The sequence below is a fragment of the Corallococcus sp. CA049B genome (assembly GCF_003611685.1).
GTDB classification, from domain to species: domain Bacteria; phylum Myxococcota; class Myxococcia; order Myxococcales; family Myxococcaceae; genus Corallococcus; species Corallococcus coralloides.
The window spans coordinates 1-26,535 of record NZ_RAWC01000120.1; the positions used below are offsets into that span (position 1 = coordinate 1).

The following is a 26,535-nucleotide window of genomic DNA, read 5'->3' on the forward strand; positions in this document are numbered from 1 at the left end:
CCCCGGGGACGCTGGCCCCGCCCTCCCCATGAGCGTGGGGGCGGGGACTGACCGGCCGTGCAGGGCGTTGGCGGCATGGACCCAGGGGCGCTTCGCGAGCGTTCCTTTGGGGCGGAAGGCTCTGGTAGTGTCCGGGCCGGTGAGGATTCGCGCGTGAACCAGGCACCCGCCCCATTCCCGCCCAGGTCCGGGTCGCACCCGCGCGGGCCGCACCTGACGGGGCGGTTCGCGGACGGGACGCTGGGGGAGTTTCCCCTGGGCCCCACCACGTCGCTCGGCCGCCATCCTTCCAACACGCTGCGGCTGGTGGACCGCGAGGTCTCCAAGGAGCACGCCACCATCGAGAAGGTGGGGCGCGACTTCGTGCTGCGCGACCTCAACTCGTCCAACGGCACCTTCGTCAACGGGCGCCGGGTGACGGGGGAGATGCGCCTGAAGGACGGGGATGAGATCGCCCTGGGCTCCTCGCGGCTCGTCTTCCACAGCGGCGAGGCCGCGCCCGGCGGAAACAACCCGCCCACGCTGCCGGGCGTGACGGTGGTGGCCAACGCCGTCTCCATGCCGGCCTTCCTGGCGCAGATGGACCAGGTGCCGCAGAACTTCCGTCCGGCCGACCAGGTGACGGACACGGCCGCGCTGCGCCGCGACTACGAGAAGCTGCGCATCGTCCACGAGTTCCACCGGCAGGTGAGCCTGAAGGGCACCCAGGACGATCTGTTCGAACAGATCCTCAAGGTGGCCTTCGAGCTGCTCGCGGCCGACCACGGCGTCATCCTGAAGGTGGGCCCGCAGGGGGAGTTCATCCCGGCCGCGGTGCACCACCGGCAGGGCAAGCAGGTGAACGTCATGCTGTCGGACACCGTGCTCAAGCGCGTGGTGGAGACGGGCAAGGCGGTGCTCACGGCGGACGCCATCATCGACGAGCGCTTCTCCGCCGCGGAGAGCATCGTGGCGCAGGGCATCCGCTCCGCCATGGCGGTGCCGCTGCTCGTCAACGGCGACATCATGGCGGTGCTGTTCCTGGACAGCCGCCAGCAGATCAACGCTTTCTCGGAGAAGGACCTGACCATCCTCTCCGGCATCGCCGCGCAGGCGGGCATCGCGCTGGAGAACGCGGCCCTGGCGGAGCAGATCCGCAACGAGGCGGTGACGCGCGCGGAGCTGTCGCGCTTCCTGTCCAAGGCGGTGGCGGACGCGGTGATCAACGGCGGCACGGAGGACCTGCGCCAGAGCCGGCTCGCGGAGGTGAGCTGCCTGTTCGCGGACATCCGCGGCTTCACCACCCTGGCGGAGAGCGACTCGCCGCAGGAGGTGGTGTCCATGCTCAACAGCTTCTTCAGCGCCATGGCGGACGTGGTGTTCCGCTACGAGGGCAACCTGGACAAGTTCATCGGGGACTGCGTGATGGCGGTGTGGGGTCCGCCGTCGTCGCACCCGGATGATCCGGCCCGGGCCCTGAGGGCCGCGCTGGAGATGCAGGACGCCGTCACGGAGCTCAACCGGCAGCGCGTGCTGGATGGCAAGAAGCCCATCGAGGTGGGCATCGGCGTGAACACCGGACAGGCCGTCGTGGGCTACATGGGCAGCGCGGAGCGGCACGAGTTCACCGCCATTGGCGACACCGTGAACACCGCGTCGCGGCTGTGCGGCATCGCGAAGAGCGGCGAGGTGCTGGCGTCGGAGGCCACGGTGCGCAAGTCCGGGCCGGGCTTCGACGTGGAGGAGCTGCCGGTGCTGCAGGTGAAGGGCAAGGAGAAGGGCGTGCAGACCTTCCGCGTCCACGGCGCGGAGCTGACCACTTCCACCTCCCGCAAGGTGCGCTGAAGGTGCGCCCCTCGTCCATGACGACGACCCAGTCGTGCCCCAACTGCGGCACGGTGCACGACACCCGGGTGTACGTGAGCGGCCAGAAGGTGACGTGCCGCTGCGGCATCCGGTTCGAGGTGCGGCGCGCGGACGTGTCCGGCATCCATCGCCCGGCCGAGCCGTCGGGCATCCGGCCGGCCGACAGGGGCCACGACGAAGCAGGCATCGCGGTGACGTTCACGCCGCGCACGGCGGACGAACCGCCAGAATCGAAGTCACCTCCCGCTGCTCCGGGTGTTGGAGCCGGCAGGGAGGACTCGGTGGGACAGGAGATGAGGGCCGGCTCCGTCCCAGGGGGCAACGCGATGAACATCCCGCGACCAGATGGCGTGGGGAAGGCGGACGAGGGCGAGGTTCCCGCGGGGGTGGTGCCTGCCTCCGCGGAGGGCCGCGACGCGCCTTCGGCCGGAGTGGCATTGTCCGCGGCGGACCCTTCTGCGCCGGAGCTGATCAGCGCCACGCTGGTGCGCGCGGAGTCGCTGGGGGTGAAGGCCCCGCGCGCGCCGGCGCACACGGGCACCCGCGACATCGAGAACGCGGAGACGATGCTGTCGGGCCAGAAGCCCCAGCTGCCGGGCCTGGAGCTCCTGGAGGTGCTGGGGCGCGGCGGCATGGGCGAGGTGTGGCTCGCGCGTCAGCGGTCCCTGGGCCGCACGGTGGCGGTGAAGGTGCTGCCGCCCCGGCTGGCGAAGGACGAGGAGTTCGTGTCGCGCTTCGACAAGGAAGCGACGGCGCTCGCGGCCCTGAGCCACCCGAACATCGTGCAGATCATCGACCGGGGCGTGCAGGGCGAGCACTACTACTTCGTCATGGAGTACGTGGAGGGCCAGTCGCTGCGCCACGCGCTCAGCGGCAGAGAGCCGCTCACGCCCGCGCAGTCGCTGAAGGTGCTGCTCCAGGTGGCGCGCGCCGTGGAGTGCGCGCACGCGAAGAACATCATCCACCGCGACCTGAAGCCGGAGAACATCCTGCTGGACGGGCGGCTGCACGCGAAGGTGGCGGACTTCGGGCTGGCCGGCATCCGCGAGCCGGATTCGCAGAAGCAGCTCACCGCGACCGCGGTGGCCATGGGCACGCTCAACTACATGGCCCCGGAGCAGCGCCGGGACGCGAAGAACGTGGACGGGAGGGCGGACCTCTTCTCCCTGGGCGTGATGATGTACGAGGCGCTCACGGGCGAGCTGCCCGTGGGCCGCTTCAAGCTGCCGTCCGAGCGCGTGCGCGGCCTGGATCCGCGCCTGGATCCGGTGGTGGAGCGCCTGCTGGAGACGGACCGCGAGGCCCGCTACGCCACCGCCACGGAGGTCTGCGACGCGCTGGAGGCGCTGGTGACGGCCTCGTCGTCGCCGCACGTGGTGGCGCCCGCGTCGGCGCTGGCGCGCGCGCAGCCCTCGCACGTGGCTCCGATGAAGTCCCCGACGCCCGCCGAGACCGCCGTGCTGCAGGCGCTCCACGCGGGCTGGGGCCGGGTGCGCACCGGCCTGTCCGTGGTGGGCGGCCTGGCCGTGCTGGGCTTCGCGGTGCGCGCCTTCGTGGGCTTCGGGAGCCTGACCGCCACGCCGATCGCGTCGGATCCGGTCCCTCCGGTCATGCACTTCCCGGCCAACACGGAAGGGGAGGTGTTCTCCGGGCTGAGGCTCACGCCGCCCGCGGCCGGCTCGGCCAGCGCCACCCTGGAGCTGGGCTTCGAGCAGGGCGAGGAGGAGTTCAACGTCCACAGCGGCACGTGGACCATGGACCAGGGCGAGCTGCGCGCCGTGCAGGCGGGCAGGGAAGCGGACGGCAAGCTGGTGCCGCGCGCGTACCTGGCGCACCGCTACTTCACGAGCGACGACTTCACGGCCGAAGTGCTGATGGACGTGAACCCGCTGGGGAAGCAGTGGTCGGTGGAGGAGGACGGGCAGCACTTCGGCGAGCTGGCGTTCCGCATCCGCGACGTGCAGGTGTCCGTCTTCGCCATCCCCGACGCGGGCATGCGCCTGTCGTGGCGCTACTTCTCCCCGGACGACGGGCATGAGGTGGTGGGCAACAGCGCGGAGGACACCAAGAACCTGGTCCAGGACGAGATGCCGGTGCCCAAGACGGGCCCCTTCCTGGTGAAGCTCCAGCTCAAGCGGCAGAAGAGCGGCGTGCGGGTGGACGCCTTCCTCAACAAGAAGCTCTTCGCCTCCAAGGTGCTGCCGGGCTTCGAGGGCCGCGTGGGCAAGCTGGCCCTGGGCTGCCGCAACCTGGAGTGCACCTTCGATGACCTGAAGGTCGTGGGGCCGCTGCAGGAGCGCCCCGTGCGCCGCGTCGCCGCCGAGTAGCCGCCGCGGCCTTCGGGGATGGGGCTTGCCGCCCCGTCCGCCCGTTCCCACCTTGCTCCCGCCGGGCTCCGCCATCGCGGGGCCGTCCGGCGCGCGGGCGGGGGTGGGGCATGGCCGTGGACCTGGACCTGGGGCGCGTGCTCCTGCTGCCGCTCTGTGGCGTGGGACTGGCCCTGCTGCTCTGGGCGACCTTCACCCTGGGGCGGACGCCCGTGGGCGCGCGGCCGCGCTGGATGCTCGCGGGCTTCGGGGCGCTGGCCCTGGGGCTGGTGCTCTTCGTCCCGTGGATGCGCGGGGCGCCGCTGGTGCCCGTGTCGCCGGACGTGCTGGTGAAGGCGCTGGGCGGCGCGCTGCTGGTGCTGGCCGCGGGGGTGTCCGCCCGGGGGGCCCGGGTGCGCCTGCGGGCGGATGCGCTGCGCGGCACCGCGCCCATGCCCCTGGATGAGGCGGTGGAGGCCCTGCGCGCGGGGCGGTCCCCGGGCTTCGGCGTGTACCGGGGCCAGCTGGATTCGGTGGACACGCTGACGTCGCCGGGCGGCGTGCCGTGCGCCTTCTACGACGCGGCGGTGCACGCGGTGGGGACGCATGGCCGCAAGGGTCCGCTTCTTTCGCGTGAGCGCGCGTACTCGGCGGTGCTGCTGCTGAAGGGCGAGCGCACGCGGGCGGCGGTGGGCTTCGCGCCGTCCGCGCTGCTGGCGCCGGTGGAGGTGCGGAGGTGCCCGGCGCCGCCCGCGCTCACCCGGGAGGAGCTGCTGGGGGCGCCCGCGCAGGCGCTGTCCTGGGAGCGTGTGGGCGTCCCCGGAGAGGCGTGCCTGGTGGTGGGGGAGCTTCAGCGCGGGTCCCGCGACGGCACCTATGCGCTGCGCGGGCGCGGCGGGCGTCCGGCGCTGATGGTGCTGGGGGAGGGGGCCACGGGCACCGGCGGGGAGCTGTCCCGCCGGGCCTGGAGGCACTTCGCGGCGGCCGGGGCGCTGTCCCTGGCCGCCGTGTTCATGCTCGCCCGGACCCTGTGAGGTCCGGCGGGACGGCTACCCCGGATCGATCACGCAGTTGTTCGGGCAGGCGTCGCGGTCGTTGGTGTTGCCGTCGTCGCACGTCTCGCCGAAGTTGTACTGGACGATGCCGTCGCCGCAGCGGGCGTTCCAGATGCAGGTGAGGCTGCACTTGCCGTAGCCCGGGCCGTTGGAGTTGCCGGTGTCGCACGTCTCGCCCTGATCGACCGTACCGTTGCCGCAGGTGGACTCGCACGTGGTGCGCTGGGTCTCGAAGTTGTTCAGGGTCAGCCGGTACGAGGACTGGGACGTGTGCCGCTCCGCCTGGAACACGACGACCTCGTAGATCTTGCCCTGCACCAGGCCCAGGCCGGCCACGGTGGCCGAGTCCGCCAGGGACACCGTGCCGGAGGTGGCGCCGTGCACGCCGCCCAGGTCCAGGGCGAGCTTGCGGTTGATGAACACCCAGACGTCGTCGTCACCCAGGAACGTCAGCACCTCGTTGCCCTTGAACTCGAACCAGTAGCGCGTCTCGCTGGTGAAGCTGAAGTTGCGCTTGATGCCGTTGTTGTCGTTGAGCTTGTTCTCCTTGCCCAGGCCCACCCAGCCGCTCTCGTCGAGCGGGAAGAAGGTCTGGTCGTCGAACACGTAGGAGCCGTTCGGCTGCTTGGCGAGCTTCAGCGTGCCGACCTCGGTGACGTTGATGTTGGGCGTGTCGCGGTACCACTGGTCGAACGCCGTCCTGCCGTGGGTGGTGCCGGAGGCCACGCCTTCCTTCGCGTAGACGGGCTTGCCGTCCGCGCCGAGGGCGGCGAACCTCGGCCCGACGATGCCCTGCTCCGCGCCGTTCGCGTCGTCGAAGTCCGGGTGGATGGTGGCGGGGTAGGTGCCACCGACGGGCTGACCCTTGCCGCGGAAGTCGCGGTAGACGACCGGGATCTCCACCTCGTTGGGCAGGGTGCCCTTGACGTTGAAGCAGGCGAAGCCCGGCTCCAGCTTGCAGTCGGACGAGCAGCCGTCGTTGGAGCGGGTGTTGCCGTCGTCGCACTGCTCGGTGGTGTCGCCGGGGAGGATGACGCCGTCGCCGCAGCGGGCCTCGCAGGTGCCGTTCACGCACCGGGGCTCCAGCACGCACAGCGGCGAGCAGCCGTCGCCCATGTCGTGGTTGCCGTCGTCGCACTGCTCGGTGCCTTCCTTCTTGCCGTCGCCGCAGGTCGTCCTCGTGCACGGCTGGTTGATGGCATCGCACTTGTAACCAGGCTCCAGGCGGCAGGTCTTGCTGCAGCCGTCGCCGTCGGCGCTGTTGCCGTCCTCGCACTCCTCCTCGCCGGCGATGATCTTGTCACCGCACTCGGACGCGCGGCAGCGCTGGCCCTGGAAGGGGCAGGACCAGCCCGTCTCCACCGCGGAGCAGTCCGCCGTGCAGCCGTCGTTGGACTCCTTGTTGCGGTCGTCGCACGCCTCGCCTTCCTCCACGATGCCGTTGCCGCACGCCGTCGCGATGCCGCAGGGCCGGCCCCACTCGGGACACTCGAAGCCGACCTCCACCTCCTTGCAGTCGAACGTGCAGCCGTCGCCGCTCACGGTGTTGGCGTCGTCACAGGCTTCGCCCTTCTGGACCTTGCCGTCGCCGCAGATCTGGGGGCCCGGGTCATACCCACCGCCGTCGGGCAGCGTGTCGCCTCCATCGGTGGTGCCACCGTCCGTGACGCTCGTGCCGCCGTCATCGTCCGTTTCACCGTTGTCCGGACAGCCTGTCAGCGTGAGGAGGAGGGAAGCGAGCAGGAGGCTCGCGAGTCGGGGGAACGGGGCGGGATGTTTCAGCATGAAGGAGATGCTGAAAGCCGGTGACCCCACGTGTCAAATGGAACAGGTGTTTTCTCACCCAGCCGGTGCGTAAAAGTGCAGAAAGCCCGTACGGGTGTACAGGCTTCCGCGGAGGGCCCTGTCTCGCGGGGCTACATCTGTTCCAGCTCCCGACCCTTCGTCTCGGGGATGAACCTCGCGGCGAAGAAGAGGGAGAACACGGCGGCCGCGGCGTACAGGCCGTACGCCCAGCCGAGCCCAACGGACTGCAGCGACGGGAACGTGGCGGACACCAGGAAGTTGGCCAGCCACTGCGCCATGGCCGCGAGGGAGAGCGCGAGCGCGCGGATGCGGTTGGGGAACATCTCGCCCAGCAGCACCCAGACGACGGGGCCCCACGAGAAGCCGAAGAAGACGACGTAGAGGTTGGCGGCGATGAGCGCGGTGGTGCCGGCCGCGCCCTGCAGCACGGGCTTGCCCGCGGCATCCAACGGCGCGGTGCCGAAGAGATACGCCAGCAGGCCCAGCGTGAGCGCCATGCCCACGGAGCCGATGAGCAGCAGGGGCCTTCTTCCCACCCGGTCCACGAACGCGATGGCCACCAGCGTGGTGAGGATGTTGGTGACGCTGGTGATGACGGTGATGGCCAGCGAGTTGTGTTCGGAGAAGCCCACCGCCTGCCAGAGCACGCTGGAGTAGTAGAAGATGACGTTGATGCCCACGAGCTGCTGGAGCATCGCGAGCACGATGCCGATCCACACGATGGGCAGGAACCCGAAGCGGCCGCCCTTCAGGTCCGCCAGGTGCGGCGTGTAGTGGGTGCGCAGGGAGTTGCGGATCTCCACGACCTTGGACGGCGCGGTGTCCCCCTCGATGTCGCGCAGCACGCCCAGGGCCTCCTGCTCACGGCCCCTGGCCACGAGGAAGCGCGGGGACTCCGCGATGAAGATCGCGCCGATGCCGTAGAAGAGCGCGGGCGGCAGGCCGCTGAAGAACATCCACCGCCACGCGGTGAAGCCCAGCCAGGTGGGGTTGGAGGCGGAGCCCGCGTAGAGCGCGATGGCGAAGTCCCCCAGCAGGGCCACGAAGATGCCGGTCACGATGGCCAGCTGTTGCAGGGACGCCAGGCGGCCGCGCAGGTACGCCGGGGCGATCTCCGCGATGTATGTGGGCGCCACGACGCTGGCGAAGCCCACCCCCAGGCCGCCCACCAGCCGCCAGAAGCTCAGGTCCCAGAGGGAGAACGCGAACCCCGATCCGATGGCGCTGATGATGAACAGCGCCGCCGCGAGCATCATCGTGCGCCGGCGGCCGTAGCGGTCCGCGAAGGGCCCCGCCGCGAAGGCGCCCGCCGCCGAGCCGATGAGCGCGGAGGACACCGCCAGCCCCAGGCCCAGGCTGCTCGCGGCGAACTCGGCCTTGAGGGCGGCGACCGTGCCGTTGATGACGGCGGTGTCGAAGCCGAAGAGGAAGCCGCCCAGGGCGGCCACCACGGAGATGCCAATGAGCCTGCCGGTCCGCACCTCCCGATGCGCCGGGGGCCCGCTCGACCGGGCATCGAGGACATCCGCCATGACGTGCTCCTTCCCCCTGGGATGGGCACGTGTCCGGCCCTCGCGGGTGCGCACCACGGCCCAGGGGAGAGGTGCCCCCGATGCCCGCCGAAAGGCACTCCCGGGCAGGCGGCCGCTCCAATGACCGCCCGCTGGGGGGAAGGGCTCGGGCTCCGAGAAGGATTCGAAGCTCAGCCCTCGTCCGCCAGGCCGTACTCCTTGAGCTTGCGGGCGAGCGTGTTGCGGCCGATCTCCAGCGTGCGCGCCGCGGCGGTGCGGTTGCCCTTCACGGCCTCCAGCACGCGCAGGATGTGGCGGCGCTCCACCTCCGCCAGCGGAAGGAGGAGCGGTGCGTCCGGCGCGGCGGCGGGCGCTTCCGGTGCGGTGGGCTCGGAGGGGGACGTCGCCCGGTCCAGGGCGGGCAGGGGCAGGTGCTCCTCCAGGATCTCACCCTCGGACAGCACCACGGCGCTTTCGATGCAGTTCTCCAGCTCGCGCACGTTGCCGGGCCAGCGGTAGCGCTTGAGCCTGGCGAGCGCGGTGGCGCCGAGGCGGGGCACGGGCAGGCGGTGGCGCTTCGCGGCGGTGGCGACGAAGTGGCGGGCGAGCCGCTCGATGTCCTCCGCGCCGCGCTCGCGCAGCGGGGGCAGGAGCAGCTCCACGACCTTGATGCGGTAGTAGAGGTCCTCGCGGAACCGGCCCTCCGCCACCATGCGCGGCAGGTCGCGGTGGGTGGCCGCGACGATGCGCACGTCCACCTTGACGGCCTGCGTGCCGCCCACGCGTTCGAACTCGCGGTCCTGCAGCACGCGCAGCAGCTTGCCCTGCACGGCCTGGGGCAGCTCCCCCAGCTCGTCGATGAAGACGGTGCCTCCGTCGGCCGCCTCGAACTTGCCGGGCACGCGGTGGTCGGCGCCGGTGAAGGCGCCCTTCTCGTGGCCGAAGAGCTCGTTCTCGATGAGGGCGGCGGGCAGGGCCGCGCAGTCCACCTTCACGAAGGGCTTGTCGCGCCGGGGGCCGTTGACGTGGATGGCGCGCGCGAAGAGCTCCTTGCCGCAGCCGCTCTCCCCGCGCAGCAGCACGGTGGCGTCCGTGGGCGCGGCCTTCTGCACCAGGCGGTAGAGGGCCTTGAGCGGCGGGGCCTCTCCGATGATGCGGTTGAAGAAGTAGCCCACCGGGGCCTGCGGCTGATCCTTCGCGCGCTGGAGCTCCTGGTAGAGGCTGGTGCTCTGGAGCGCGGTGCTCACCTGCGCCGCGATGTCGGTGAGCTTCCGGGTGTCGTCCTCCGTGAAGGGCCCCCCGCCCAGGCGGTTGAGCACCTGGAGCACGCCGTACACGGCGCCCGCCGCGTCGCGCAGCGGCACCGCGGCCAGGCTGATGGTGCGGTAGCCCGTCATCCGGTCGATGTCCGCGAAGAAGCGGCGCTCGCCGCGCGGATCCGGCACGTGCACGGGCTCGCCGGCCTCCGCCACGTAGCCCGCCACGCCCTGGCCCAGCTTCACGCGGATCTGCGCGACCTCCGGCAGGTGCGCCGCGCGGCTGAACAGCTCGCGGCGCACCGGGTCCAACAGCCACAGCGTGCCCCGGTCCGCCTGCAACGTGATGGCGATGCGGTCCACGAGCGTCTGGAGGAAGGCGTCCAGGTCCACCTCGCGCCCGACGAGGCCGCCAAGGGGGAGCAGGACCTGGGACACATCCGGCGGGGACGAGGGCATGGCGGCGGGCAGCGGCGGAAGTGAGAAGGGCGCTGGAGGCAGTCTATCGCACGGCTCCGGGCTCGCGGCGCTCATGCGCCCGCCGCGCGGCCCAGGAGCATGCGCTGGCCTTCGCGCGCGGGCTCGGTGAAGGGGAACAGGCCGCGCGCCTCCTGCGCCATGTCCTCCAGCAGCTCGTCCGCGTGGGACGGGTCGTGGTGGAAGAGGAAGAGGCGCCCGGCGTGCAGGTCCTTGGCCACCTTGGCCGCGTCCATCATCGTCGAGTGGCCCCAGCCCTTCTTGGACATGCCCTTCCTGCCCTCGTACTCGTCGGGCGTGTACTGCGCGTCCAGGCACAGCGCGTCCGCGCCCTCGAAGTGGCGGGCTACGTCCGGCGTGAGGCGCTCCGGCAGCTCCACGTCCGTGGCGTACACGAAGGAGTGGCCGTCCGCCTCCACGCGGTAGGCCATGCAGCCGTCCGGGTGCGGCACGTCGATGGGCGTCACCTTGAAGGGGCCCACCTCCACGGTGTGGCCGTGCAGCGCGGCGCCGAAGGACATCGTCGAGCGCATGGTGGACAGCGGCACCGGGAACTGCGGCGGGCGCATCTGCTGCGACAGCGTGGACTCCAGCGCCTGGGCGCCGTTCGCGCCGGGGCCGTACAGCGTCAGCGACGTGGTGGGCAGGTACGCGGGCGTGAAGAAGGGGAAGCCCTGCACGTGATCCCAGTGCAGGTGCGAGAAGAACATCGTCGCCTTCCGCGGCGCGCCCTCGCGCATCATGACCTCGCCCAGCGCCCGGATGCCCGTGCCCGCGTCGAGGATCAGCCGCTCGCCCTGGCTCGTCACCTCCACGCACGCGGTGTTGCCGCCGATGCGCGAGCCCGACACCGCGATGCTGCCCCGAACGCCAAAGAAGCGGATTTCCATGGTGAGTCTCCTGATGCTCCGGCACCCGCTGGGAGCGCCCTGACGTGGAGGGGAGAGAGCACGTCCGGTGCCAGCGCCAAGGGGCTGGAATCATTGGAGTGGCGGGGGTGGGGCAGGGCGGTCCGCTCCATTCTGGAGCGCTCCGGATGGGGCAGGCGGTCCAATCCGGAGCGGCCCCGCGCCGTGGGGGATTCCTGGTAGACCCCGAGGTCATGCCGACGATTGCGTTCTGCACCATCAAGGGTGGCGTGGGGAAGACGACCCTGTGTTCGCACGTGGCGGCGGCGCTGGCGGACGCGGGCCACCGGGTGCTGCTGTTGGACCTGGATCCGCAGGCGCATGCGTCGCTGGTGCTGGGCCTGGAGTCGCGGGAAGGCCCGTGCGTGGCGGACGCGTTCGGTCCCCGGCCCAAGCACAAGCTGGATGAGATCGTGGTCGCGTCGCCGAAGCGGCAGGGGTTGTTCATCGCGCCGGGGGCCCCGCGCATGGCGGCGTTGGAGCGCGAGCTGTTCGGCTGGGGTCACCGGCTCCAGGCGATTCCGCGCGCGCTGAAGACGTTGTCGTGGACGCCGGACGTCATCGTCGTGGACACGCCGCCGAGCATCGGCGCGTTCACGGAGGCCGTGCTGTGCTTCGCGGACGTGGTGGTGGCGCCGGTGCCCACGGGCGCGTTCGCGCTGCAAGGGCTGGGCGAGATTGAGACGGCGTGGCGCGACGTGCGTGAGGAGGGCGGCCAGCTGGTGGCCGCGGTGAACCTGTGGGACCGGCGCACGCCCGCGACCAACGTCGCGATGGAGGAGGCGCTGAAGGACGTGACGGTGCCGGTGCTGAAGGCCCGCGTCCCGCGCTCGGAGGCCATCAACCAGGCGGGCCTGGGCTACGAGGTGGTGTTCGACGTGAGCCCGAACGCGGCGGGCGCGGAGGAGCTGCGCGCCATGGCCCGCGAGCTGGCGAAGCTCGCGGGCCTGCGCTGACGCGCGAGATGCATCAATCCTCTTGTCCGATGGTGCCGACCCGCAGGGGACCGGCGCGACGGTAGGTGAGCAGCGCCACTCCCTTGGGCGTGACCTGCGACCCGGCGAGCTGCAGCGTGCGAGGCTGCGTCCCCGTTCCGAAGAGGCGCCGGCCGCTGCCAATCGTCACGGGGATGACGTGCAGATGCAGCACGTCCACCAGGTCATGCTCCAGCAGGGTCTGCAGCAGGCCACAGCTGCCATGCACCTGCAGCTCGCGGCCAGGCGAGGCCTTGAGGCGGCGCACCGCCTCCACCGCGTTCCCCTCCAACAGCGTTGAGCTCGCCCACTCCACGCGGCGCAGCGTGGTGGACGCCACGTACTTGGGCAGCGTGTTGAGCGGCCCGGCGATGGGGTCGTCCGGGGCCGTCACCCGCGGCCAGTAGTTGGCGAAGATTTCATAGGTCCCGCGCCCGAGCAGGAACGCGTCCGCTCGACTGAAGATGTCGACGATGTGCGCGCCGAGCTCCGCGCTGGAATGCGGCTGCACCCACCCGCCATGGGTGAAGCCGCCGCTCGTGTCCTCCCCCGGGCCGCCCGGAGCCTGAACCACGCCATCCAGCGTCACGAACTCCGTCACCGTCAGCTCCATGATCGCATCCATCCCTTCGGGGCAGTCCATTCGCCCGTCCAAATTGGCGACGAATGGCCCGGGCGTGGATCGACATGCCGGCATTTTCCGGTGCCATGGGGGGCGGGCATGCGCTGGCTCAGGGCTTGGGCAGGCCGGGACCGAGCGCCGAGCGCACGTTGGCGTCGGTGAGGCTCGTGCCCCAGACGGCGTTGAGCTCCTGGGCGATGAAGGCGGCGCCCGGCTGGAGCGCTCCCAGCGTGGGCTCGAACATCAGCACGCGCGGGTCGGTGAGTTCCTGCAGGCGGGGCACCACGTCGCTCACGTCGCGGCCCTGCTCCTGGGCGGCGCGCACGCCCTGCAACCACGTGCGCACGGTGCCCTGTGCGTGAGGGACGTAGAGGGGGTGCTCCGCCGCGCCCAGCGTCACGAGCAGGTGCCCCAGGCTCAGCGTGATGACGACGCTGCCGTGCGCGGAGAGCAGCGGGCCGTGGTCCGGCGGAAGGGTGTTCCAGTCCAAGGCCGGGAGGTTCTGGAAGTACATGGGCGTGAAGCGCTGCGGGGCCTGGGCGACGAGCGCGCGCGTGTGCTCCACGGGGATGAGCGTGTCCCAGTCGTCGTGGAGGATGAGGAACGGCGTCTGGACGGTGCTGGCCAGGTGGGCGGCGGTCCAGCGCGTGTAGTCCGTGCCGGGGGTGACGGGGTCGCCGCCGGTGGTGGCGTAGATGCGGCGGAAGTAGGGCTCGAAGAACTGCTGGTAGCGCGAGCGCATGGCCGGGTCGCTCACGCGCGCGGGCACCCACCGGCTCACGTAGTCCACCTCCGCGGCGAAGTCGGACAGCGGGGCCAGGGCGACGCCCACGGCGGGCACCACGGTGGAGGGGGCGTCCGCCGCGGCGTAGAGCGCCTCGTAGCCACCCCAGGAGCCGCCGAAGATGCCGATGCGCGTGGTGTCCACGTTGGGGGCCTGGGCCAGGAAGCGCATGCCCGCGTTCATGTCGTCGCGGTCATTCTGGAGGTCGCCGCCCGCGTAGAAGCGGCCGAAGACGGCGAGCACGCCGAAGTCATGGAACAGGTGGATGAAGGCCTCGCCCGCGATGAGCTCCGGCGTGGTGGGCGTGAACGCGATGGGCGACGAGCCCGGCCCGTAGTGCGGCTCGCTGTCGTCCGGGTGGATGCCGGCGCCGCGCGCGGCCCACTTCGCGTCCACGGCCTCCCCGGTCCAGGCGATGCCGTCATAGGGCTTGGTGAGCACCACCGTGGGGGACACGCCCGGCTTCCGGGGTGGGAACCACTGCGCATAGGTCGCGGCGCGGCCGGGCACCTCCAGCTTGAGCAGCTGATAGGGCCAGGTCTGGTCCGCGGCCCTGAACTCCCCGGCGCCGAGCTGGGTCACCTGGACCGAGCCCGGGTCCGTTGGCGTTTCCTCCGGGGGCTGGCAGGCGTTGGTGGACGGGCTGGGGTTGCTGCAGCACGCGGTGGGGATGGAGCCCAGGAGGGTGAGGGCCAGGAACGTGGTCGAGAACAAGCGCATGTCCCAGCAGACACCGCGGCGCGGAATTTCTGAAAGCGTCCCCGTCCTTTCCGGACGAGGATGGCGGCACATGGACTACCAGGCGGTGTTGTCGGAGGTCTGGGACGCGGTGCGGCCGGTGGTGGGGCAGGGCCGAGTGGCGACGTACATCCCGGCGCTGGCGGCGGTGGACCCGCGCCGCTTCGGCATGGCGCTCGCGACGGTGGAGGGGGACGTGTATGGCGTGGGGGACTGGCGCGAGCCGTTCTCCATCCAGAGCATCTCCAAGGTGTTCACGCTGGCGCTCGCACTGGCGCGGGACGGGGATGCGCTGTGGAGGCGCGTGGGCAAGGAGCCGTCGGGCAACCCGTTCAACTCATTGGTACAGCTGGAGTACGAGCAGGGCATCCCACGCAACCCGTTCATCAACGCGGGGGCGCTGGTCATCACGGACCGGTTGCAGCGGCTCACCGGGGATGCGCGCGGCACGCTGCGGGACTTCCTCCGCGCGGAGAGCGGCAACCCGTCCGTGGACTTCGATCCGGTCATCGCGGCGTCGGAGGCGGATCACGGGCACCGCAACCGCGCGCTGGCCCACTTCATGGCGAGTTACGGCAACATGGAGGGCGCCGTCCCGGAGGTGCTGGAGCACTACTTCTGGCAGTGCTCGCTGGCGATGAGCTGCGCGGACCTGGCCCGGGCCTGTGGCTTCCTCGCCCGGCATGGACAGCGCGCGGACGGGTCGAGGCTGCTTACGCGCAGCCAGGCCAAGCAGGTCAACGCGGTGATGCTCACCTGCGGCACTTACGACGCGGCGGGAGAGTTCGCCTACCGCGTGGGCTTGCCGGGCAAGAGCGGCGTGGGCGGCGGCATCATCGCCGTCATCCCCAACCGCTGCGGCCTGTGCGTCTGGAGCCCCGGATTGGATGCGCGGGGCAACTCGGTGGCGGGCGTGGAGGCGCTGGACCGGTTCACGACGTTGACCGGCCTGTCCATCTTCTGAGGCCGCGGCATCGGGGTCACTCGCCTTGAACTTCGAGGGCCTTCAGCCAAAAGGACCGCCCACCGGACGCCAGTGCGCCCGACAGGAACTCCGCGAACGAGCGGGCAATGACCGGGCAGTAGTAGGGGTCCGGAAATCCCTCGCGGTAGCCGTCGCGGAGCGGATAGCGCCCATGCGTCTGTTGCCCCACGTCCAGGAGCACATAGTTGCTGTCCTGGAGCTGGCACACCGCGTACCAATCCGAGGGACCCGCCGTGTCCGTGTCGGCTTGGGCCATGACGACACGTGCGCGACGCACCTCGGCAAGCGGCAGGATCTGGTACGGCGCGTTGGAGCCACGAAACAGCCTGGCTCCATCAAAGCGTGTGTAGAAAGCACGCAGGTCCGGATCCAGGCGCCATCCCATTCGATGTTCGAACGCCTCGACTGCCGCCACCGTCGCGGGCGGATGCGGAAAGTGCTGGGCCGCCACCGCGTCGAGGAGTTCGGTCATCGTCGGCATGTGGCTACTCTCCGTAGGGATGGCTGACCCCGACGCTCGTCCACGGGGGTTGTCCTGCGTAGCACTGGTTGTAGACCTGATTCAGGCCGGAATGGAGGTCGGCGGGATAGGGGATGATGTTGTCCCAGTCGGTCGGGTTGCCGCCGTGCTTGAGGTCGCGGATGTGGTGGGCCGGGTAGTTGTTCCCACTGGAATCAGCAGGCCACTGGCCGAACTTCTCCGCCCATCGCTCGCGGAATCCATCTCGGATGGACTCCCAGCGGCCTCGTGCCGTTGCGTTCTGGCTGACGCTCAGGGCTGGGTAGTTACAGCAGCAGTTGTCGATGCCGAACCGACTCCCCGCTCTGAACATGTTGCCGTCGAAGTCCATCTTCACGTCCGCGAGCCACATGCAGCCTTGGAGTGCGTATCCCTCCCCGGAGCATTTGTCGCGGCAGTAGTTCATGAGTTGCGGACTGCACTGCCACGGGCCGTAGAAGATGTTTGTCCTGAACTGCCCGCCGCCTGGGACCGTGACTTGCGGCCCCACCCATTTTCGTACGCCGGCCGCCGATCCCATGGCGCCTTCGGTACATGCAGACAAGGACAAGGACAGCACTCCAGTTAGCAGCACAGCAACGCGGCGCCGTGAGGCCTTGATCGTGGTTGTCATGCTGGGCACGGTATCGGTCGGCACCGACACGCCTGCTTTCCGAACCCGCAGCTCAGCGCAATCCGTCCAGCAGCGCGACCAGTTTCTGGGACTGGGATGCGAAGGGCGAGTGTGACGTGTCCAGCGTGTCCACGGTGAAGGTATCGCCGGGTGTGAAGGTGTCCGCCTCGCGGATCATCAGGTCCTGGAGCGCGGAGACCTGGGCGCGGCCCTGGGCACATCACACGGCGGGAAGGTGGCGATCTCCTCCAGGGAGAAGCACAGGCGGATCGTCCGGGCCACATGCATGACCTGGGGGACGTCGACCTCGTCGATGTCGCGATAGCCGTTGTCTCGGCGGTGGGACGCGAGGAGCCCCGCCTTGTCGTAGTGGCGGATGGACCGCGCGCTGCTGCCCGTGCGCCGGGCGAGTTCTCCGATGTTCATCCTGCGATCCTGAATGCGGCCCCCTCCCGGCCGACCTGATTCAAAACCTGTCCGACAGTCGGACAGGTTTCCGCGGTCCGCTCCCGGCGGGGCGTCCCGGCCGGGTTCTTTCCTTCTCATCCCTGAAGACTCCATGGCCGAGAGCTTCGGGCCTGCCACGGGTGTCAAGGTCAAGACCCCGGCGGGGGAATGTGACCTCGATGTCCCCACGGGATGCTCCACCGCGATCTACGGTGCGCCGCGTGAGCCTGTCTTCGCCCGTGCCCCGTCCGCGTCCCGCGCTCCTCACGCTTGCCTACCTGGCCTTCGTCAGCCTGGGGTTGCCGGACGCGGTGCTCGGGGTCGCGTGGCCGTCGCTGCGCGACACATTCGGCCTGTCGCAGGCGGCGATGGGCGCCATCCTGGGGACGGCGGCGGTCGCCTATTTCACCTCCGGGTTGCTCGCGGGCCGGCTGATGCGGGCGCTGAACCTGGGGCTGCTGCTGGCGTTGAGCACCGGCTCGGTGGCGCTGGGGCTCACGGGCTACGCGACGGTGCCGCTGTTCGTGCTGTTCCTGGCCGCGGCCTGCTTCATCGGCTTCGGTTCGGGCGCCATCGACTCCGCGCTCAACAACTACGCGGCCCAGAACTTCGGCCCCAAGCACATGGCCTGGCTGCATGCGGCCTACAGCGTGGGCGCCGCCATGGGGCCGGTGTTGATGACCGCGCTGCTTGCTCGGGGGGCGGGTTGGAGGACCGGCTATGCCGTCCTCGCCGGGGTGCTGGGGTCCCTGGCGCTGACGTTCCTGTTGATGCGCCGGCTGTGGGACGCGCCGGTGGGAGCGCCGGGGGAGGAGCCTCGCGCGGAGGTGATCACCTCGTCCGCGATGGAGGCCGTGCGCCGGCCCCGCGTGTGGCTGCAGATCTTCACGTTCTTCTTCTACACGGGCGTGGAGGTGACGGCGGGCCAGTGGAGCTTCACCGTGCTCACCGAAGGCCGGGGCCTGCACACCGCCGCGGCGGGCACCTGCGTGAGCATCTACTGGGGCAGCCTGCTGGTGGGGCGCGTGCTGTCAGGCTTCGTCGTGGAACACCTCAGGCCGGTGCGGATGCTGCACGGAAGCACGGTGCTGGCGGTGGTGGGCGCGGCCCTGTTCGCGATCCCCGCCGTGCCGCCCGCGCTGGGGCTCGCGTTGCTGGGACTCGCTCTGGCGCCCATCTTCCCGGCCCTGATGTCGGAGACGCCGCGCCGCGTGGGGCTGGATGTCTCCGCGCACGCGGTGGGCTTCCAGGTCAGCGCGGCGACGACGGGCGTGGCGGCGCTGCCCAGCCTCGCGGGTATCATCGCGGAGCGATGGGGCCTTCAGTTCATCGCTCCGTACATGCTCGGGGTGGCGGTGGTGCTGGCCCTGCTGCACGGCGTGCTGTCCGCCGTGGCGGACCGCCCCCAGATCTCCCGCTGAGCGCGGACCTCAGCTCCCGGCCGGAAGGTCCGCGCTGCGCAGCGTCTTGGGGCCCTGCTCCGTCCACTGGGACAGCCGCAGCGTCGCGCCCCGCGCGGAGGCGTGCGGCTCCACCTCCACGAAGGTGAAGCGCTGCTCCAGCCTCGCGTGCCGCTGCTTCACCGGGTCCAGCGACGGATTGCCCTGGAGCTCCGCGAGGTATTCGCTCCACTCCTCGTCGGAGGCCTCCGGGGCGGGGAGCCGCAGGAGGGAGATCCACGTGCCGGTGTTGGCGTAGAGGGGGCCATGGCCCTCGTGCCAGCGGGCCGCGTGCGTGTGGCCCATCACCACCGCCTGCGGGTTGTACTTCTTGCCCAGCCGAGCGGTCTCCGCGAGCTCGTCCTTGCCGGGCTCCAGGGCGAAGTAGTCCGTGCCGGTCCTTCCGGCGACCGCGCGGTGCAGGCGTGCGTAGAACGCGAACCCCGCCTTGGCCAGCTTCAGCCGGGCGCGGCCCAGGGCCTCCGGGTTGTCGAAGGCGTTGAGCTTCTCCGGGTCGAGCACCGACAGCAGGGCGTCCACCTCGTCGTCCTTCAGGTCCACTCGCGCCAGGCTGCGCGCCAGGTGCGCGTCCGCGTCCGACGCGCCCACCGCGTCCATCGGCTCCAGCGCGAAGGCCGGCGCGAGGCCCCGGTTCTCCAGCAGGCGCCGGATGAGCGTGAGCGTCCCCGCGTTGAACAGGACCTTGAGCGCGTCAGGCTTCACGCCGAGCGCCACCATCACCGCGCCCTCGAAGTCCGGCTTGAGCAGGTCCATGTACCGCATGCGGTGCTGGTGCTTGAGCGGGTTGAGCAGCGTCTTCACCAGCACCGAGCCCGGCGGATAGCGGAAGCGGCTCGCCCGCTCCGACGACAGCAGCGAGGCGTAGTCGATGCGGTTCGCCACGTCGGTGTGCTCACCGTGCGTCACCAGCACGCGCGAACCGCCGACCTCCAGTTGCAGGGGCGCGGTGCCGTCCCGGAACTCCAGCCGCGAGGCGACCTCCGCGGGCTGGCCCAGCGCGGAGCGGATCACCTCCTGGACGTCCGGCAGCGCCAGCTCCAGGTCGTGGTTGCCCACCACCATCGTCGCCCGGCCCCCCGCGGCCAGCACCCGCCCGAGCGCCTTCAACGCGGGCGCCGTTGGAGCGGACGTCACCAGCGCGCGGGCCTGCTCCAGCGTCCGCTGGGGATCCACCGCCAGCGGGTCGTCGTTGAGCAGGAAGTCGAAGCTGTCCCCGTTGAGGACGACGTGGGTGGGCGTGCGGGTGAAGGAGTCGAAGAGGGCGGGCAGCTCGGCGGCGCCCGCGAAGATGTCGTAGGGGCCACCGTTGCCGAGGTGGAGGTCGCTGAGAATGAGCGTTCGCATGGGTCGATGCTCCTTTCAGGGAAGCGCCTGCAGGTCGTTGTGCCGGATGCTCACGGCGGGATCGCCGAGCACCACGTAGTTGCGAGCGTCGTTGCGTTCGATCCACCGGTGCAGCAGCTCACGCGGCTGGAGCTTGCCGTTGGACGTGTTGGCATCCAGGTGCGTCAGCAGGATGTTGTTGGCGGCGGAGAACCGGTCGCGGAAGTCGCGCAGCGCGTGGCCCACCGGCATGCCCGCCATGATCTTCCAGAGCGTGTTGCGGAACGGGTGGATGGTCGTCTGGGTCATCTGCAGGGGCTTGATGGAGAAGCCCCAGGCCCGCTCCACGTGGCCAATCACCGCCAGCGCGCCGCCGTTGGGATGCGCCAGCAGCCGCCGGGGCAGGGCCGCGACGAAGGGCGCGCTCGCGAGCGCGTCGCCGCTGCGTGAGGCCGTGAGCGGGAACTCGTCGTTCGCGGGCGTGCCCATGCCGAAGCAGGCGAAGAAGAACGCCACCAGGCCATGGAGCCGCGCGTCGTCCTGGATGTCCGACGCGGCCACGTAGTGCGCGGGGGCCATCGCACCAAAGCCCATCCAGTCCTGGCTCAGCAGGGCGCCCTGTTTCGTGAGCTGGAGCGGATCATTCGCCTTGAAGCCCACGCCATGGGACGCGGTGAAGAGCACCGCCGGGCGCACGTCCCGGCCATGGAGCGCGGACAGCAACCATTCGCGGGTCGCGTCGTCCTCGATGGCGTCACGGCTGGCATAGCGGGCCTTCGCGGCGACCGTCTTCGCCAGCTGGGGCGGCTGATCCAGCGGCGCGCCGCGGGCCAGCGGTGCGATGAGGCTGTCCGCGCTGAGCTCCGTGGAGCGGTCCCCGGGGTGCTTGGGTCCCCACCAGCTCACCTGCCGGTGATTGGGCACGGAAGCGCCCGTCTCATACGCCACCACGCTGTCCGCGTAGCGCGCGTACTCCGCGGGCGTGTCGAAGGAGAGCCGGCCCACGGCGTACGACAGGGAGAGCGAGTGCTGCACGTCGAACGGGATGACGTCGGGCCCTCCCACGAGCAGGAGGTAATAGGGAACGACGCTCGGCTCCACGTCGCCAATGGGCGCGCCGTGCCGCTCCAGGAACTGGTGCGCCGTCTCACCGGGCTGGTAGGTGAGGACGTGGCACCGGTCCGCTTCCTCCACGCGCCCGCGCCGGTGGGCGAGGAGCGGCTCCAGGCTCTTGCGAAGCTCGTCGGAGGCGGACGCGGGGAACACCAGGCCCCAGCCGGCCTTCGTGTAGTCCTCCGGCGGCGCGTCGGGCGGCAGGCCGAAGCTCAGACGCATGGGGAGGAACTCGAGCCACTTCCTCCAGGCCTCGAAGTACGCGGCCTCACCCCGAGGCTCCGCCACCTCCGCGGCCGCGGGCAACGCGATGGGCGGCACCAGGTACTGCCCGGTGACGCCATCGATGCCGTTGAAGACCAGCGGATCCTCCGGGCTGGCGATGGGGCGCTCCACGTTCACCTCCTCCTCTTCATCCTAGGCCTCCCTGCTGACCTGGAAAGAGCGGACAGGGGCCCGGCTGTCAGGCCCCCGTCGTTCGCGGCGGCGGCTGTCGCGTGGCGGGCTCGCTCTGCGACCCGGAGGTCGGCCTGTCACCTGGTCCACGGTCTCCTCGTCCCCCCGGGCAGGGCCCGTCCGGTTCGTGGTGGCAATCCCTTACGTCCCGTTCGAGCCTCGCTGGACTTGTGGCGTGCGAGCGCAAGTCATTGTGAAGTGTCTGACTTTGGCCTGATGCGTCTGGCATTGAAGGGCGTGTCTGTGTTCACGTTCGATCCGCGTCCGGCGCACATGGCACCCCTCGCCATGACCGTCCGGACGCGAGGGAGAACACTCATGACGAAGAACGCCTCGGTCCACGATGTCGTGCAGGGCTGGCTGTCCGGTGATGAGGAGTCCCATGGCATGACGAACCCGGCGGGCCCGGTGTTCGTGGGAGGTCTGCGCACGGAGCAGGCGCTCACGGAGTCCAACCTCGTGGAGAACACGGGCTGCAGCAGCTGCAGCGCCTCCACCACCGGCTTCTGCTGTTGATCCATCGCGGGCCCCCGCCCGCATGAATCTCCCCTCCGGCGCCGTGCTCGGTGCCGGAGGGTTCTTCCGCTGTTCCCACCTCCGGTCCCCACCCCCAGGGAGCCCCCTCTCATGGTCCACGAGGAAGCGTCGATGGCTGCCGAGGTCCCTCCCGAGGGATGGCTCGCGCGCCCCGTGAACGTCCTGCTGGCGCCGCATCTGGACTCGCTCGCGGAGCGGCTGTCACGGATGGGAGGACTCACCCCGGCGGAGCGCGGCGTGGTGGAGGCCGCCGCGCGGGAGACGCTGGGGTTCAGCGCCCAGCTGAAGCTCAACCGCGTGCTCCTCCTGGAGCTGCACGCCGCGTCGCTGGAGGGACGGCTCGACGCCGCGGACCCAGCGGGACGGTGGGCCCGGTTCCTGGAGCAGGCCTGCTCCTCCGACTTCCACACGCACCTGCGCGGACGCTACCCGCCGCTCCTGGAGCGGCTGGCGACGCTGGGCCGGCTCCAGACCCAGGCGGTGCTGCGGCTGGCGGAGCGCTTCGTCGCGGACCGGGAGTCGCTGACGGACCTGCCCGGGCGCCCTCGCGGCGCGCTGACGCGCCTGCGGTTGGGGGAGGGGGATGCCCACCGGGGCGGCCAGACGGTGGCGCTGCTGGAGCTGGAGGCGGGCACGGTGCTCTACAAGCCCCGGTGCATGCGCGTGGATCGCGCGGTGGAGGGCCTGCTCGCGCGCGTGCTGGCGCCGGACGCCGAGTCCACGCGGATCCGCGTGCCGTCCGTGCTGGTGCGCGCGGGCTATGGCTGGGCGGAGTTCGTGGAGCACCGCTTCTGTACGAGCGAAGCCGAGCTCGCGCGCTTCTACCGGAACCTGGGCCACTGGCTCGCGGTGATGCGCCTGTTGGGCGGCACGGACCTGCACTCGGAGAACCTCATCGCGCACGGGCCGGTGCCCGTGGTGGTGGACGTGGAGAGCCTCTTCGCCCCTGATCCGCCCGTGCCTCCGGCGGAGCGCGGACTCGCGGTGGACCTGGCCGCGAAGGCCATCCGTGGCACCGTCCTGCGCACGGGCCTGCTCCCCGTGCGCAGCGAAGGCCCGGGCCTGGGCGGCCTGGACATCTCCGCGGCGGGTTCGCTCCCGGGACAGCAGCCGCGCGTCCCGGCGCCCCTCATCGTCGGCGGCGGCACGGACCGCGCCCGCCTGGGCATGACGTTGCTGGAGCGCCCGCACGCGAAGAATCACCCCAGCCCGGACCCCGTGCTCGCGCGGCACTGGGATCAGGTCGTGGAGGGCTTCCACGAGCTGACCGCGCGCATGAAGACGCTGGACGCGCACGGGGGGCTGCGCCCGCTGCTGGAGCCGTTCACGGGCGCGGTGGTCCGGCGCATCCTGCGGCCCACGCAGACGTACGCGGAGCTGCTGCGCATGCTCTGGCACCCGGCCTCGCTGTACGACGCGCCCAAGGCCCACGCCCGGGCACGGGAGGTGCTGCGGAAGAACGCCGGCGTGTCCCCCGGCGCGCCCGCCACGACGTCCGTCATCGACGAGGAGCTCGCGGACCTGTGCGTGGGCGACATCCCCGTGTTCACCCAGCCCGTGACCCGGAGGGTGCTTGACGGCACGCTGGAGGCATGGCGCTCCGTGGATGAGTCCCTGGAGGAGATGACCATCCAGAGCACGCTGATCAGCGCCTACCTCAACGAGAAGACCGTGCCTCCGCGCGTCCCCGCGCCGGCCACGCCCGCACGCCGCGAACGCCTGGATGCGCGGCGCCGCGCCCAGCTGTCCAAGCTGGTCCGCCGCGTGAGCGACGCGGCCGTTCGCGGGCCTGACGGGACGGCCACATGGATCAGCCCGGTACTCGCCGAGTTCGGCTGGGCGGTGCGGCCGCTCTCCGCCGAGCACTACAGCGGGCAGGGCGGCGTCGCGGTGGTGCTGGCCCAGTACCTGCGCGAGGTGCGCCACGGCCGCGCGGACGCGGTGGAGGGATTGCCCGAGCTGCTGGAAGGCACGCTCGCGGTGCTGCGCGCCACGGAGGACCGCGTGCCGGTGAAGTCGCCGGGGGGCTTCGCCGGGCTCGCGTCACAGGTGTGGATCTGGTCCACGCTGCACGACCTGGGCACCGTCCCCGGCGCGCTGGACCGGGCCCGCGCGCGCGCGGCGGCGCTGACGCCCCAGGTGCTGGATGCGGACGGACTGCTGGAGGTCCTGGGCGGCGTGGCGGGCGTCATCGTCCCGCTGCTCAACCTGGTGGACCAGACGGGCGAACCGAAGTGGCTGGACCTCGCCGCGCACGCGGGACAGCGGTTGGAGGACACGGCGCGGAGCGTGGCGGGGGACGCGCGGTGGTCCACGTCGATGTTCCCGGAGCCCATCGGCGGCTTCGCGCACGGCACGGCGGGCATCGGCTGGGCGCTGGCCCGGCTGGGCCTGAGCGCGGCGGGGACGGCGGCGGACCGGCGGCGGTGGCGGAGCCTGTCCGAGCGCGCCTTCGACTTCGTGGACGGACTCTACCGGCCGGACCTGGGCAACTGGACGGACCTGCGCCGCCCGGACGCCACGGATCAACTGACGAGTTGGTGCCACGGGAGCACGGGCATCGGTCTGGCGGCGGCGGACCTCTTCGCGCGCACGGGGATGCCGCGCTACGGGGACCTGTTCCAGCGGGCCCGGGCCGCGGCCGTGCGCGAGGGCTTCGGCTGGACCCACACCCTGTGCCACGGCGACCTGGGCCTGTGGGAGCTCTTGGAGACGGCGCGGCGGCTGTCCTCAGAGCCGCTGTCACAGGACCGGGAGACGCTGGACGCGGAGCTCATCTCCGGACTGGAGGCGCGGGGCCCGGTGGCGGGGCTCGCCCGTGATGCCTTCTCGCCCGGGCTGATGGCGGGGCTGGGCGGCGTCATCCACACGCTCTTGCGCATGCACCCGGAGAGCCGGCTCGTGTCGCCGCTGCTGCTGGGACGCGCGCCGGACATGGATCCGGACGCGCTCTGAGGCGCGCGTCACCGGCCCGCCCGTGACGGGAGGCCGGTGACGTCAGCCGGGACATCAGTCGCGGGTGTCGCGGCGCACGGTGACCTTGCGGCCGCGCAGCGTGGAGCCCTTCAGCGCGGAGATGATGCGCGCGGCATCCGGCTCCGGCACCTCCACGATGGAGTACATGTCCGCGATGTGGATCGCGCCGATGCGCGAGGATTCGAGCCCCGCCTCGCCCGCGATGGCGCCCACCAGGTCCGCCGGCCGCATGCCCGCGGTGCGGCCCGCCCCGATGAACAGGCGCGTGACGTTCCACTCCGGCGCGCGCTGGGCACGCGCGGGGGCCCGCTCGGCCCGTTCGCCGCGCTCGGCCCGTTCGCCGCGCTCGGCGCGCTCGCCCCGGTCGGCGGTGCGGGGGCCTCGCGACGGGCGCTCGGAGCCGCGGTCCGCGCTCCGGCCCGGAGGCCCGGAGCGCTCCGTGCGCGGGAACTTCCGCTCCGCGGGCGCCGACATCTGGGGAATCTCCTGCTCGGCGGAGTCCTTGCCCTCGTCCTCCTTCTCTTGGAGGAGCTTGATGGCGGCGGCGGCCACGTCCATGACGCTGAACTCGCCGGACAGGTCCTCCGCGATGCCGCGGAACGCATCCAGCTCCCCGCCCACGAGCGTCTCGCGCAGGGAGGAGCGGATCATCTCCAGCCGGCGCGCGCGCAGGTCCGACACGGTGGGGACCGCGGTGACCTCGATGCGCTGGCCGGTGAGCCGCTCGATGTTGCGCAGCAGGCGGTGCTCGCGGGGCTCCAGCAGGGTGATGGCCACGCCCTCGCGGCCGGCGCGGCCCGTGCGGCCGATGCGGTGCACGTAGGCCTCCGGCGCGTTGGGCACGTCGAAGTTCACCACGTGCGTCAGCCGGGGGATGTCCAGGCCTCGCGCCGCCACGTCGGTGGCGATGAGCAGGTCCGCCGCCTGCGACTTGAACTGCTTGATGACGCGGTCGCGCTGCTCCTGGCTCATGCCGCCGTGCAGCGCGTGCGCGCGCCAGCCCCGGCCGTTGAGGGACGTGGTGAGCTCATCCACCTCCGTGCGCGTGCGGCAGAACACGATGGCGGCGGTGGGGGACTCCAGGTCCAGCACGCGCCCCAGCGTGGCGATCTTGAACGCGCGCGGCACGATGTAGGCCGTCTGCCGGACGCGGGGCATCTCCCCGGCCTCCAGCTTCTCCTTCTCGATGCGCACGCGCACCGGCTCGTGCAGGTGGCGCTCCGCGATGCTGGCGATGCGCGGGGGCAGGGTGGCGGAGAACAGCGCCGTCTGCCGATTCTCGGGCGTCTCGGAGAGGATGGCCTCCAGGTCGTCCGCGAAGCCCATGTCGAGCATCTCGTCCGCTTCGTCCAGGACCACGGTCTGCACCTGGTCCAGCTTCATCGTCTTGCGGCGCAGGTGATCCAAAGCGCGGCCCGGCGTGGCCACGATGACGTCCACGCCGCGCTTGAGCACGCGCAGCTGCCGGCCAATCTCCTGGCCGCCGTAGAGCGGGAGCACGCTGACGCCCAGCTTCTGGCCGTAGCGGTGGATGGCCTCGGACACCTGCATGGCCAGTTCGCGCGTGGGCACGAGCACCAGCGCGGAGGTGCTGTGGGGCGCGGCGGCGCCGGGCTTCAGGTGTTGGAGGAGCGGAAGCGAGAACGCGGCCGTCTTGCCGGTGCCCGTGGCGGCGATGCCCAGCAGGTCCTTCTGGGCCAGCAGCGGCGGGAGCGCGGCGGCCTGGATGGGGGTGGGCTCTTCGTAGCCAAGGGCCGTCAGCGCCTCGACGAGGTCGGGCTTGAGCCCGAGGGCGTCGAAGGAGGGCGTTTCGGGGGCAGCGG

The 26,535-nt window shown here is 71.2% G+C and carries 21 protein-coding genes; 8 read left to right on the forward strand and 13 right to left on the reverse strand.

Annotated elements, in window-relative coordinates; translation table 11 throughout:
- Positions 1 to 153: 153 nt before the first annotated feature.
- The 3 genes from D7W82_RS24005 (at position 154) to D7W82_RS24015 (ending at position 5,185) form a co-directional block, all read left to right on the forward strand.
- Positions 154 to 1,824 carry an adenylate/guanylate cyclase domain-containing protein gene (locus D7W82_RS24005; protein ID WP_120620576.1) on the forward strand — a complete coding sequence of 557 codons (1,671 nt, stop codon included), beginning with the start codon at positions 154 to 156 and terminating at the stop codon, positions 1,822 to 1,824.
- Between the two features lie 17 nt (positions 1,825 to 1,841).
- The gene (locus D7W82_RS24010; protein WP_120620577.1) at positions 1,842 to 4,172 is read left to right on the forward strand and encodes a serine/threonine-protein kinase; all 2,331 of its coding nucleotides are present in this window, start codon (positions 1,842 to 1,844) and stop codon (positions 4,170 to 4,172) included.
- A gap of 110 nt (positions 4,173 to 4,282) precedes the next feature.
- Positions 4,283 to 5,185: a hypothetical protein gene (locus D7W82_RS24015; protein ID WP_120620578.1), complete on the forward strand. Its 903-nt coding sequence runs from the start codon at positions 4,283 to 4,285 to the stop codon at positions 5,183 to 5,185.
- Positions 5,186 to 5,200: 15 nt separating this feature from the next.
- Here D7W82_RS24015 and D7W82_RS24020 read toward each other — a convergent pair whose 3' ends face one another.
- The 4 genes from D7W82_RS24020 to D7W82_RS24035 all read right to left on the reverse strand — a co-directional run bounded on the left by D7W82_RS24020 (position 5,201) and on the right by D7W82_RS24035 (position 11,146).
- Positions 5,201 to 6,991 (reverse strand): DUF4215 domain-containing protein, encoded by a 1,791-nt coding sequence (locus D7W82_RS24020; RefSeq protein ID WP_120620591.1) that lies wholly within the window; start codon positions 6,989 to 6,991, stop codon positions 5,201 to 5,203.
- A gap of 131 nt (positions 6,992 to 7,122) precedes the next feature.
- Positions 7,123 to 8,544, reverse strand: coding sequence for a sugar porter family MFS transporter (locus D7W82_RS24025; RefSeq protein ID WP_120620579.1), 1,422 nt, complete (start codon positions 8,542 to 8,544; stop codon positions 7,123 to 7,125).
- Between the two features lie 170 nt (positions 8,545 to 8,714).
- Positions 8,715 to 10,313, reverse strand: coding sequence for a sigma 54-interacting transcriptional regulator (locus tag D7W82_RS24030; RefSeq protein ID WP_120620580.1), 1,599 nt, complete (start codon positions 10,311 to 10,313; stop codon positions 8,715 to 8,717).
- On the reverse strand, positions 10,310 to 11,146 hold the full coding sequence (locus D7W82_RS24035; RefSeq protein ID WP_120620581.1) for an MBL fold metallo-hydrolase: 837 nt from the start codon (positions 11,144 to 11,146) through the stop codon (positions 10,310 to 10,312). The genes D7W82_RS24030 and D7W82_RS24035 overlap by 4 nt, the downstream gene beginning before the upstream one ends.
- 212 nt (positions 11,147 to 11,358) lie before the next feature.
- On the opposite strand from D7W82_RS24035, the gene D7W82_RS24040 reads away from it, so the two are divergent.
- The gene (locus D7W82_RS24040) at positions 11,359 to 12,120 is read left to right on the forward strand and encodes a ParA family protein (protein ID WP_120592215.1); all 762 of its coding nucleotides are present in this window, start codon (positions 11,359 to 11,361) and stop codon (positions 12,118 to 12,120) included.
- Between the two features lie 13 nt (positions 12,121 to 12,133).
- On the opposite strand, the gene D7W82_RS24045 is transcribed toward D7W82_RS24040, so the two are convergent.
- Positions 12,134 to 12,763 carry a dihydrofolate reductase family protein gene (locus D7W82_RS24045; protein WP_233587904.1) on the reverse strand — a complete coding sequence of 210 codons (630 nt, stop codon included), beginning with the start codon at positions 12,761 to 12,763 and terminating at the stop codon, positions 12,134 to 12,136.
- A 106-nt stretch (positions 12,764 to 12,869) separates the two neighbouring features.
- Positions 12,870 to 14,264: a S9 family peptidase gene (locus tag D7W82_RS24050; RefSeq protein WP_120620582.1), complete on the reverse strand. Its 1,395-nt coding sequence runs from the start codon at positions 14,262 to 14,264 to the stop codon at positions 12,870 to 12,872.
- A gap of 70 nt (positions 14,265 to 14,334) precedes the next feature.
- On the opposite strand from D7W82_RS24050, the gene D7W82_RS24055 reads away from it, so the two are divergent.
- Positions 14,335 to 15,246, forward strand: a complete 912-nt coding sequence (locus D7W82_RS24055; protein WP_120620583.1) for a glutaminase — start codon at positions 14,335 to 14,337, stop codon at positions 15,244 to 15,246.
- 16 nt (positions 15,247 to 15,262) lie between these two features.
- Here D7W82_RS24055 and D7W82_RS24060 read toward each other — a convergent pair whose 3' ends face one another.
- Genes D7W82_RS24060 through D7W82_RS24070 form a run of 4 tightly spaced genes read right to left on the reverse strand, consistent with a single transcriptional unit; the run spans position 15,263 to position 16,826 of the window.
- Positions 15,263 to 15,739, reverse strand: a complete 477-nt coding sequence (locus D7W82_RS24060; protein ID WP_120620593.1) for an SMI1/KNR4 family protein — start codon at positions 15,737 to 15,739, stop codon at positions 15,263 to 15,265.
- A 13-nt stretch (positions 15,740 to 15,752) separates the two neighbouring features.
- The gene (locus D7W82_RS24065; protein ID WP_233587905.1) at positions 15,753 to 16,430 is read right to left on the reverse strand and encodes a hypothetical protein; all 678 of its coding nucleotides are present in this window, start codon (positions 16,428 to 16,430) and stop codon (positions 15,753 to 15,755) included.
- A 22-nt stretch (positions 16,431 to 16,452) separates the two neighbouring features.
- Positions 16,453 to 16,578: a hypothetical protein gene (locus D7W82_RS42205; protein WP_255417285.1), complete on the reverse strand. Its 126-nt coding sequence runs from the start codon at positions 16,576 to 16,578 to the stop codon at positions 16,453 to 16,455.
- Positions 16,578 to 16,826 (reverse strand): MerR family DNA-binding transcriptional regulator, encoded by a 249-nt coding sequence (locus D7W82_RS24070; protein WP_120620585.1) that lies wholly within the window; start codon positions 16,824 to 16,826, stop codon positions 16,578 to 16,580. The genes D7W82_RS42205 and D7W82_RS24070 overlap by 1 nt, the downstream gene beginning before the upstream one ends.
- 242 nt (positions 16,827 to 17,068) lie before the next feature.
- On the opposite strand from D7W82_RS24070, the gene D7W82_RS24075 reads away from it, so the two are divergent.
- Positions 17,069 to 18,268: a sugar MFS transporter gene (locus D7W82_RS24075; RefSeq protein ID WP_233587906.1), complete on the forward strand. Its 1,200-nt coding sequence runs from the start codon at positions 17,069 to 17,071 to the stop codon at positions 18,266 to 18,268.
- 9 nt (positions 18,269 to 18,277) lie between these two features.
- Here the strand turns inward: D7W82_RS24075 and D7W82_RS24080 are convergent, their stop codons facing one another.
- Together D7W82_RS24080 and D7W82_RS24085 are read right to left on the reverse strand one after the other, a co-directional pair.
- Positions 18,278 to 19,651 carry a metallophosphoesterase gene (locus tag D7W82_RS24080; RefSeq protein ID WP_120620587.1) on the reverse strand — a complete coding sequence of 458 codons (1,374 nt, stop codon included), beginning with the start codon at positions 19,649 to 19,651 and terminating at the stop codon, positions 18,278 to 18,280.
- 15 nt (positions 19,652 to 19,666) lie between these two features.
- Positions 19,667 to 21,139, reverse strand: coding sequence for a hypothetical protein (locus D7W82_RS24085; RefSeq protein WP_147439501.1), 1,473 nt, complete (start codon positions 21,137 to 21,139; stop codon positions 19,667 to 19,669).
- Positions 21,140 to 21,517: 378 nt separating this feature from the next.
- Here D7W82_RS24085 and D7W82_RS24090 point away from each other — a divergent pair, with 378 nt between their 5' ends.
- Positions 21,518 to 21,715, forward strand: coding sequence for a DUF6229 family protein (locus D7W82_RS24090; RefSeq protein WP_120620589.1), 198 nt, complete (start codon positions 21,518 to 21,520; stop codon positions 21,713 to 21,715).
- Positions 21,716 to 21,847: 132 nt separating this feature from the next.
- A complete protein-coding gene (locus D7W82_RS24095; RefSeq protein ID WP_233587907.1) occupies positions 21,848 to 24,691 on the forward strand; it encodes a type 2 lanthipeptide synthetase LanM family protein in 2,844 nt (947 codons plus the stop codon).
- Positions 24,692 to 24,745: 54 nt separating this feature from the next.
- Here the strand turns inward: D7W82_RS24095 and D7W82_RS24100 are convergent.
- The coding region (locus D7W82_RS24100; protein WP_147439503.1) for a DEAD/DEAH box helicase at positions 24,746 to 26,535 on the reverse strand (1,790 nt) is incomplete at its 5' end.

What these genes read in the sequence shown, in the direction of transcription:
- D7W82_RS24010 (WP_120620577.1), top strand. Translation starts at nt 1,842, where the DNA reads ATGACGACGACCCAGTCGTGCCCCAACTGCGGCACGGTGCACGACACC.
- D7W82_RS24015 (WP_120620578.1), top strand. Translation starts at nt 4,283, where the DNA reads ATGGCCGTGGACCTGGACCTGGGGCGCGTGCTCCTGCTGCCGCTCTGT.
- D7W82_RS24020 (WP_120620591.1), bottom strand. Translation starts at nt 6,991, where the DNA reads ATGCTGAAACATCCCGCCCCGTTCCCCCGACTCGCGAGCCTCCTGCTC.
- D7W82_RS24025 (WP_120620579.1), bottom strand. Translation starts at nt 8,544, where the DNA reads ATGGCGGATGTCCTCGATGCCCGGTCGAGCGGGCCCCCGGCGCATCGG.
- D7W82_RS24030 (WP_120620580.1), bottom strand. Translation starts at nt 10,313, where the DNA reads ATGAGCGCCGCGAGCCCGGAGCCGTGCGATAGACTGCCTCCAGCGCCC.
- D7W82_RS24035 (WP_120620581.1), bottom strand. Translation starts at nt 11,146, where the DNA reads ATGGAAATCCGCTTCTTTGGCGTTCGGGGCAGCATCGCGGTGTCGGGC.
- D7W82_RS24040 (WP_120592215.1), top strand. Translation starts at nt 11,359, where the DNA reads ATGCCGACGATTGCGTTCTGCACCATCAAGGGTGGCGTGGGGAAGACG.
- D7W82_RS24045 (WP_233587904.1), bottom strand. Translation starts at nt 12,763, where the DNA reads ATGGATGCGATCATGGAGCTGACGGTGACGGAGTTCGTGACGCTGGAT.
- D7W82_RS24050 (WP_120620582.1), bottom strand. Translation starts at nt 14,264, where the DNA reads ATGCGCTTGTTCTCGACCACGTTCCTGGCCCTCACCCTCCTGGGCTCC.
- D7W82_RS24055 (WP_120620583.1), top strand. Translation starts at nt 14,335, where the DNA reads ATGGACTACCAGGCGGTGTTGTCGGAGGTCTGGGACGCGGTGCGGCCG.
- D7W82_RS24060 (WP_120620593.1), bottom strand. Translation starts at nt 15,739, where the DNA reads ATGACCGAACTCCTCGACGCGGTGGCGGCCCAGCACTTTCCGCATCCG.
- D7W82_RS42205 (WP_255417285.1), bottom strand. Translation starts at nt 16,578, where the DNA reads ATGATCCGCGAGGCGGACACCTTCACACCCGGCGATACCTTCACCGTG.
- D7W82_RS24070 (WP_120620585.1), bottom strand. Translation starts at nt 16,826, where the DNA reads ATGAACATCGGAGAACTCGCCCGGCGCACGGGCAGCAGCGCGCGGTCC.
- D7W82_RS24080 (WP_120620587.1), bottom strand. Translation starts at nt 19,651, where the DNA reads ATGCGAACGCTCATTCTCAGCGACCTCCACCTCGGCAACGGTGGCCCC.
- D7W82_RS24090 (WP_120620589.1), top strand. Translation starts at nt 21,518, where the DNA reads ATGACGAAGAACGCCTCGGTCCACGATGTCGTGCAGGGCTGGCTGTCC.
- D7W82_RS24095 (WP_233587907.1), top strand. Translation starts at nt 21,848, where the DNA reads ATGGCTGCCGAGGTCCCTCCCGAGGGATGGCTCGCGCGCCCCGTGAAC.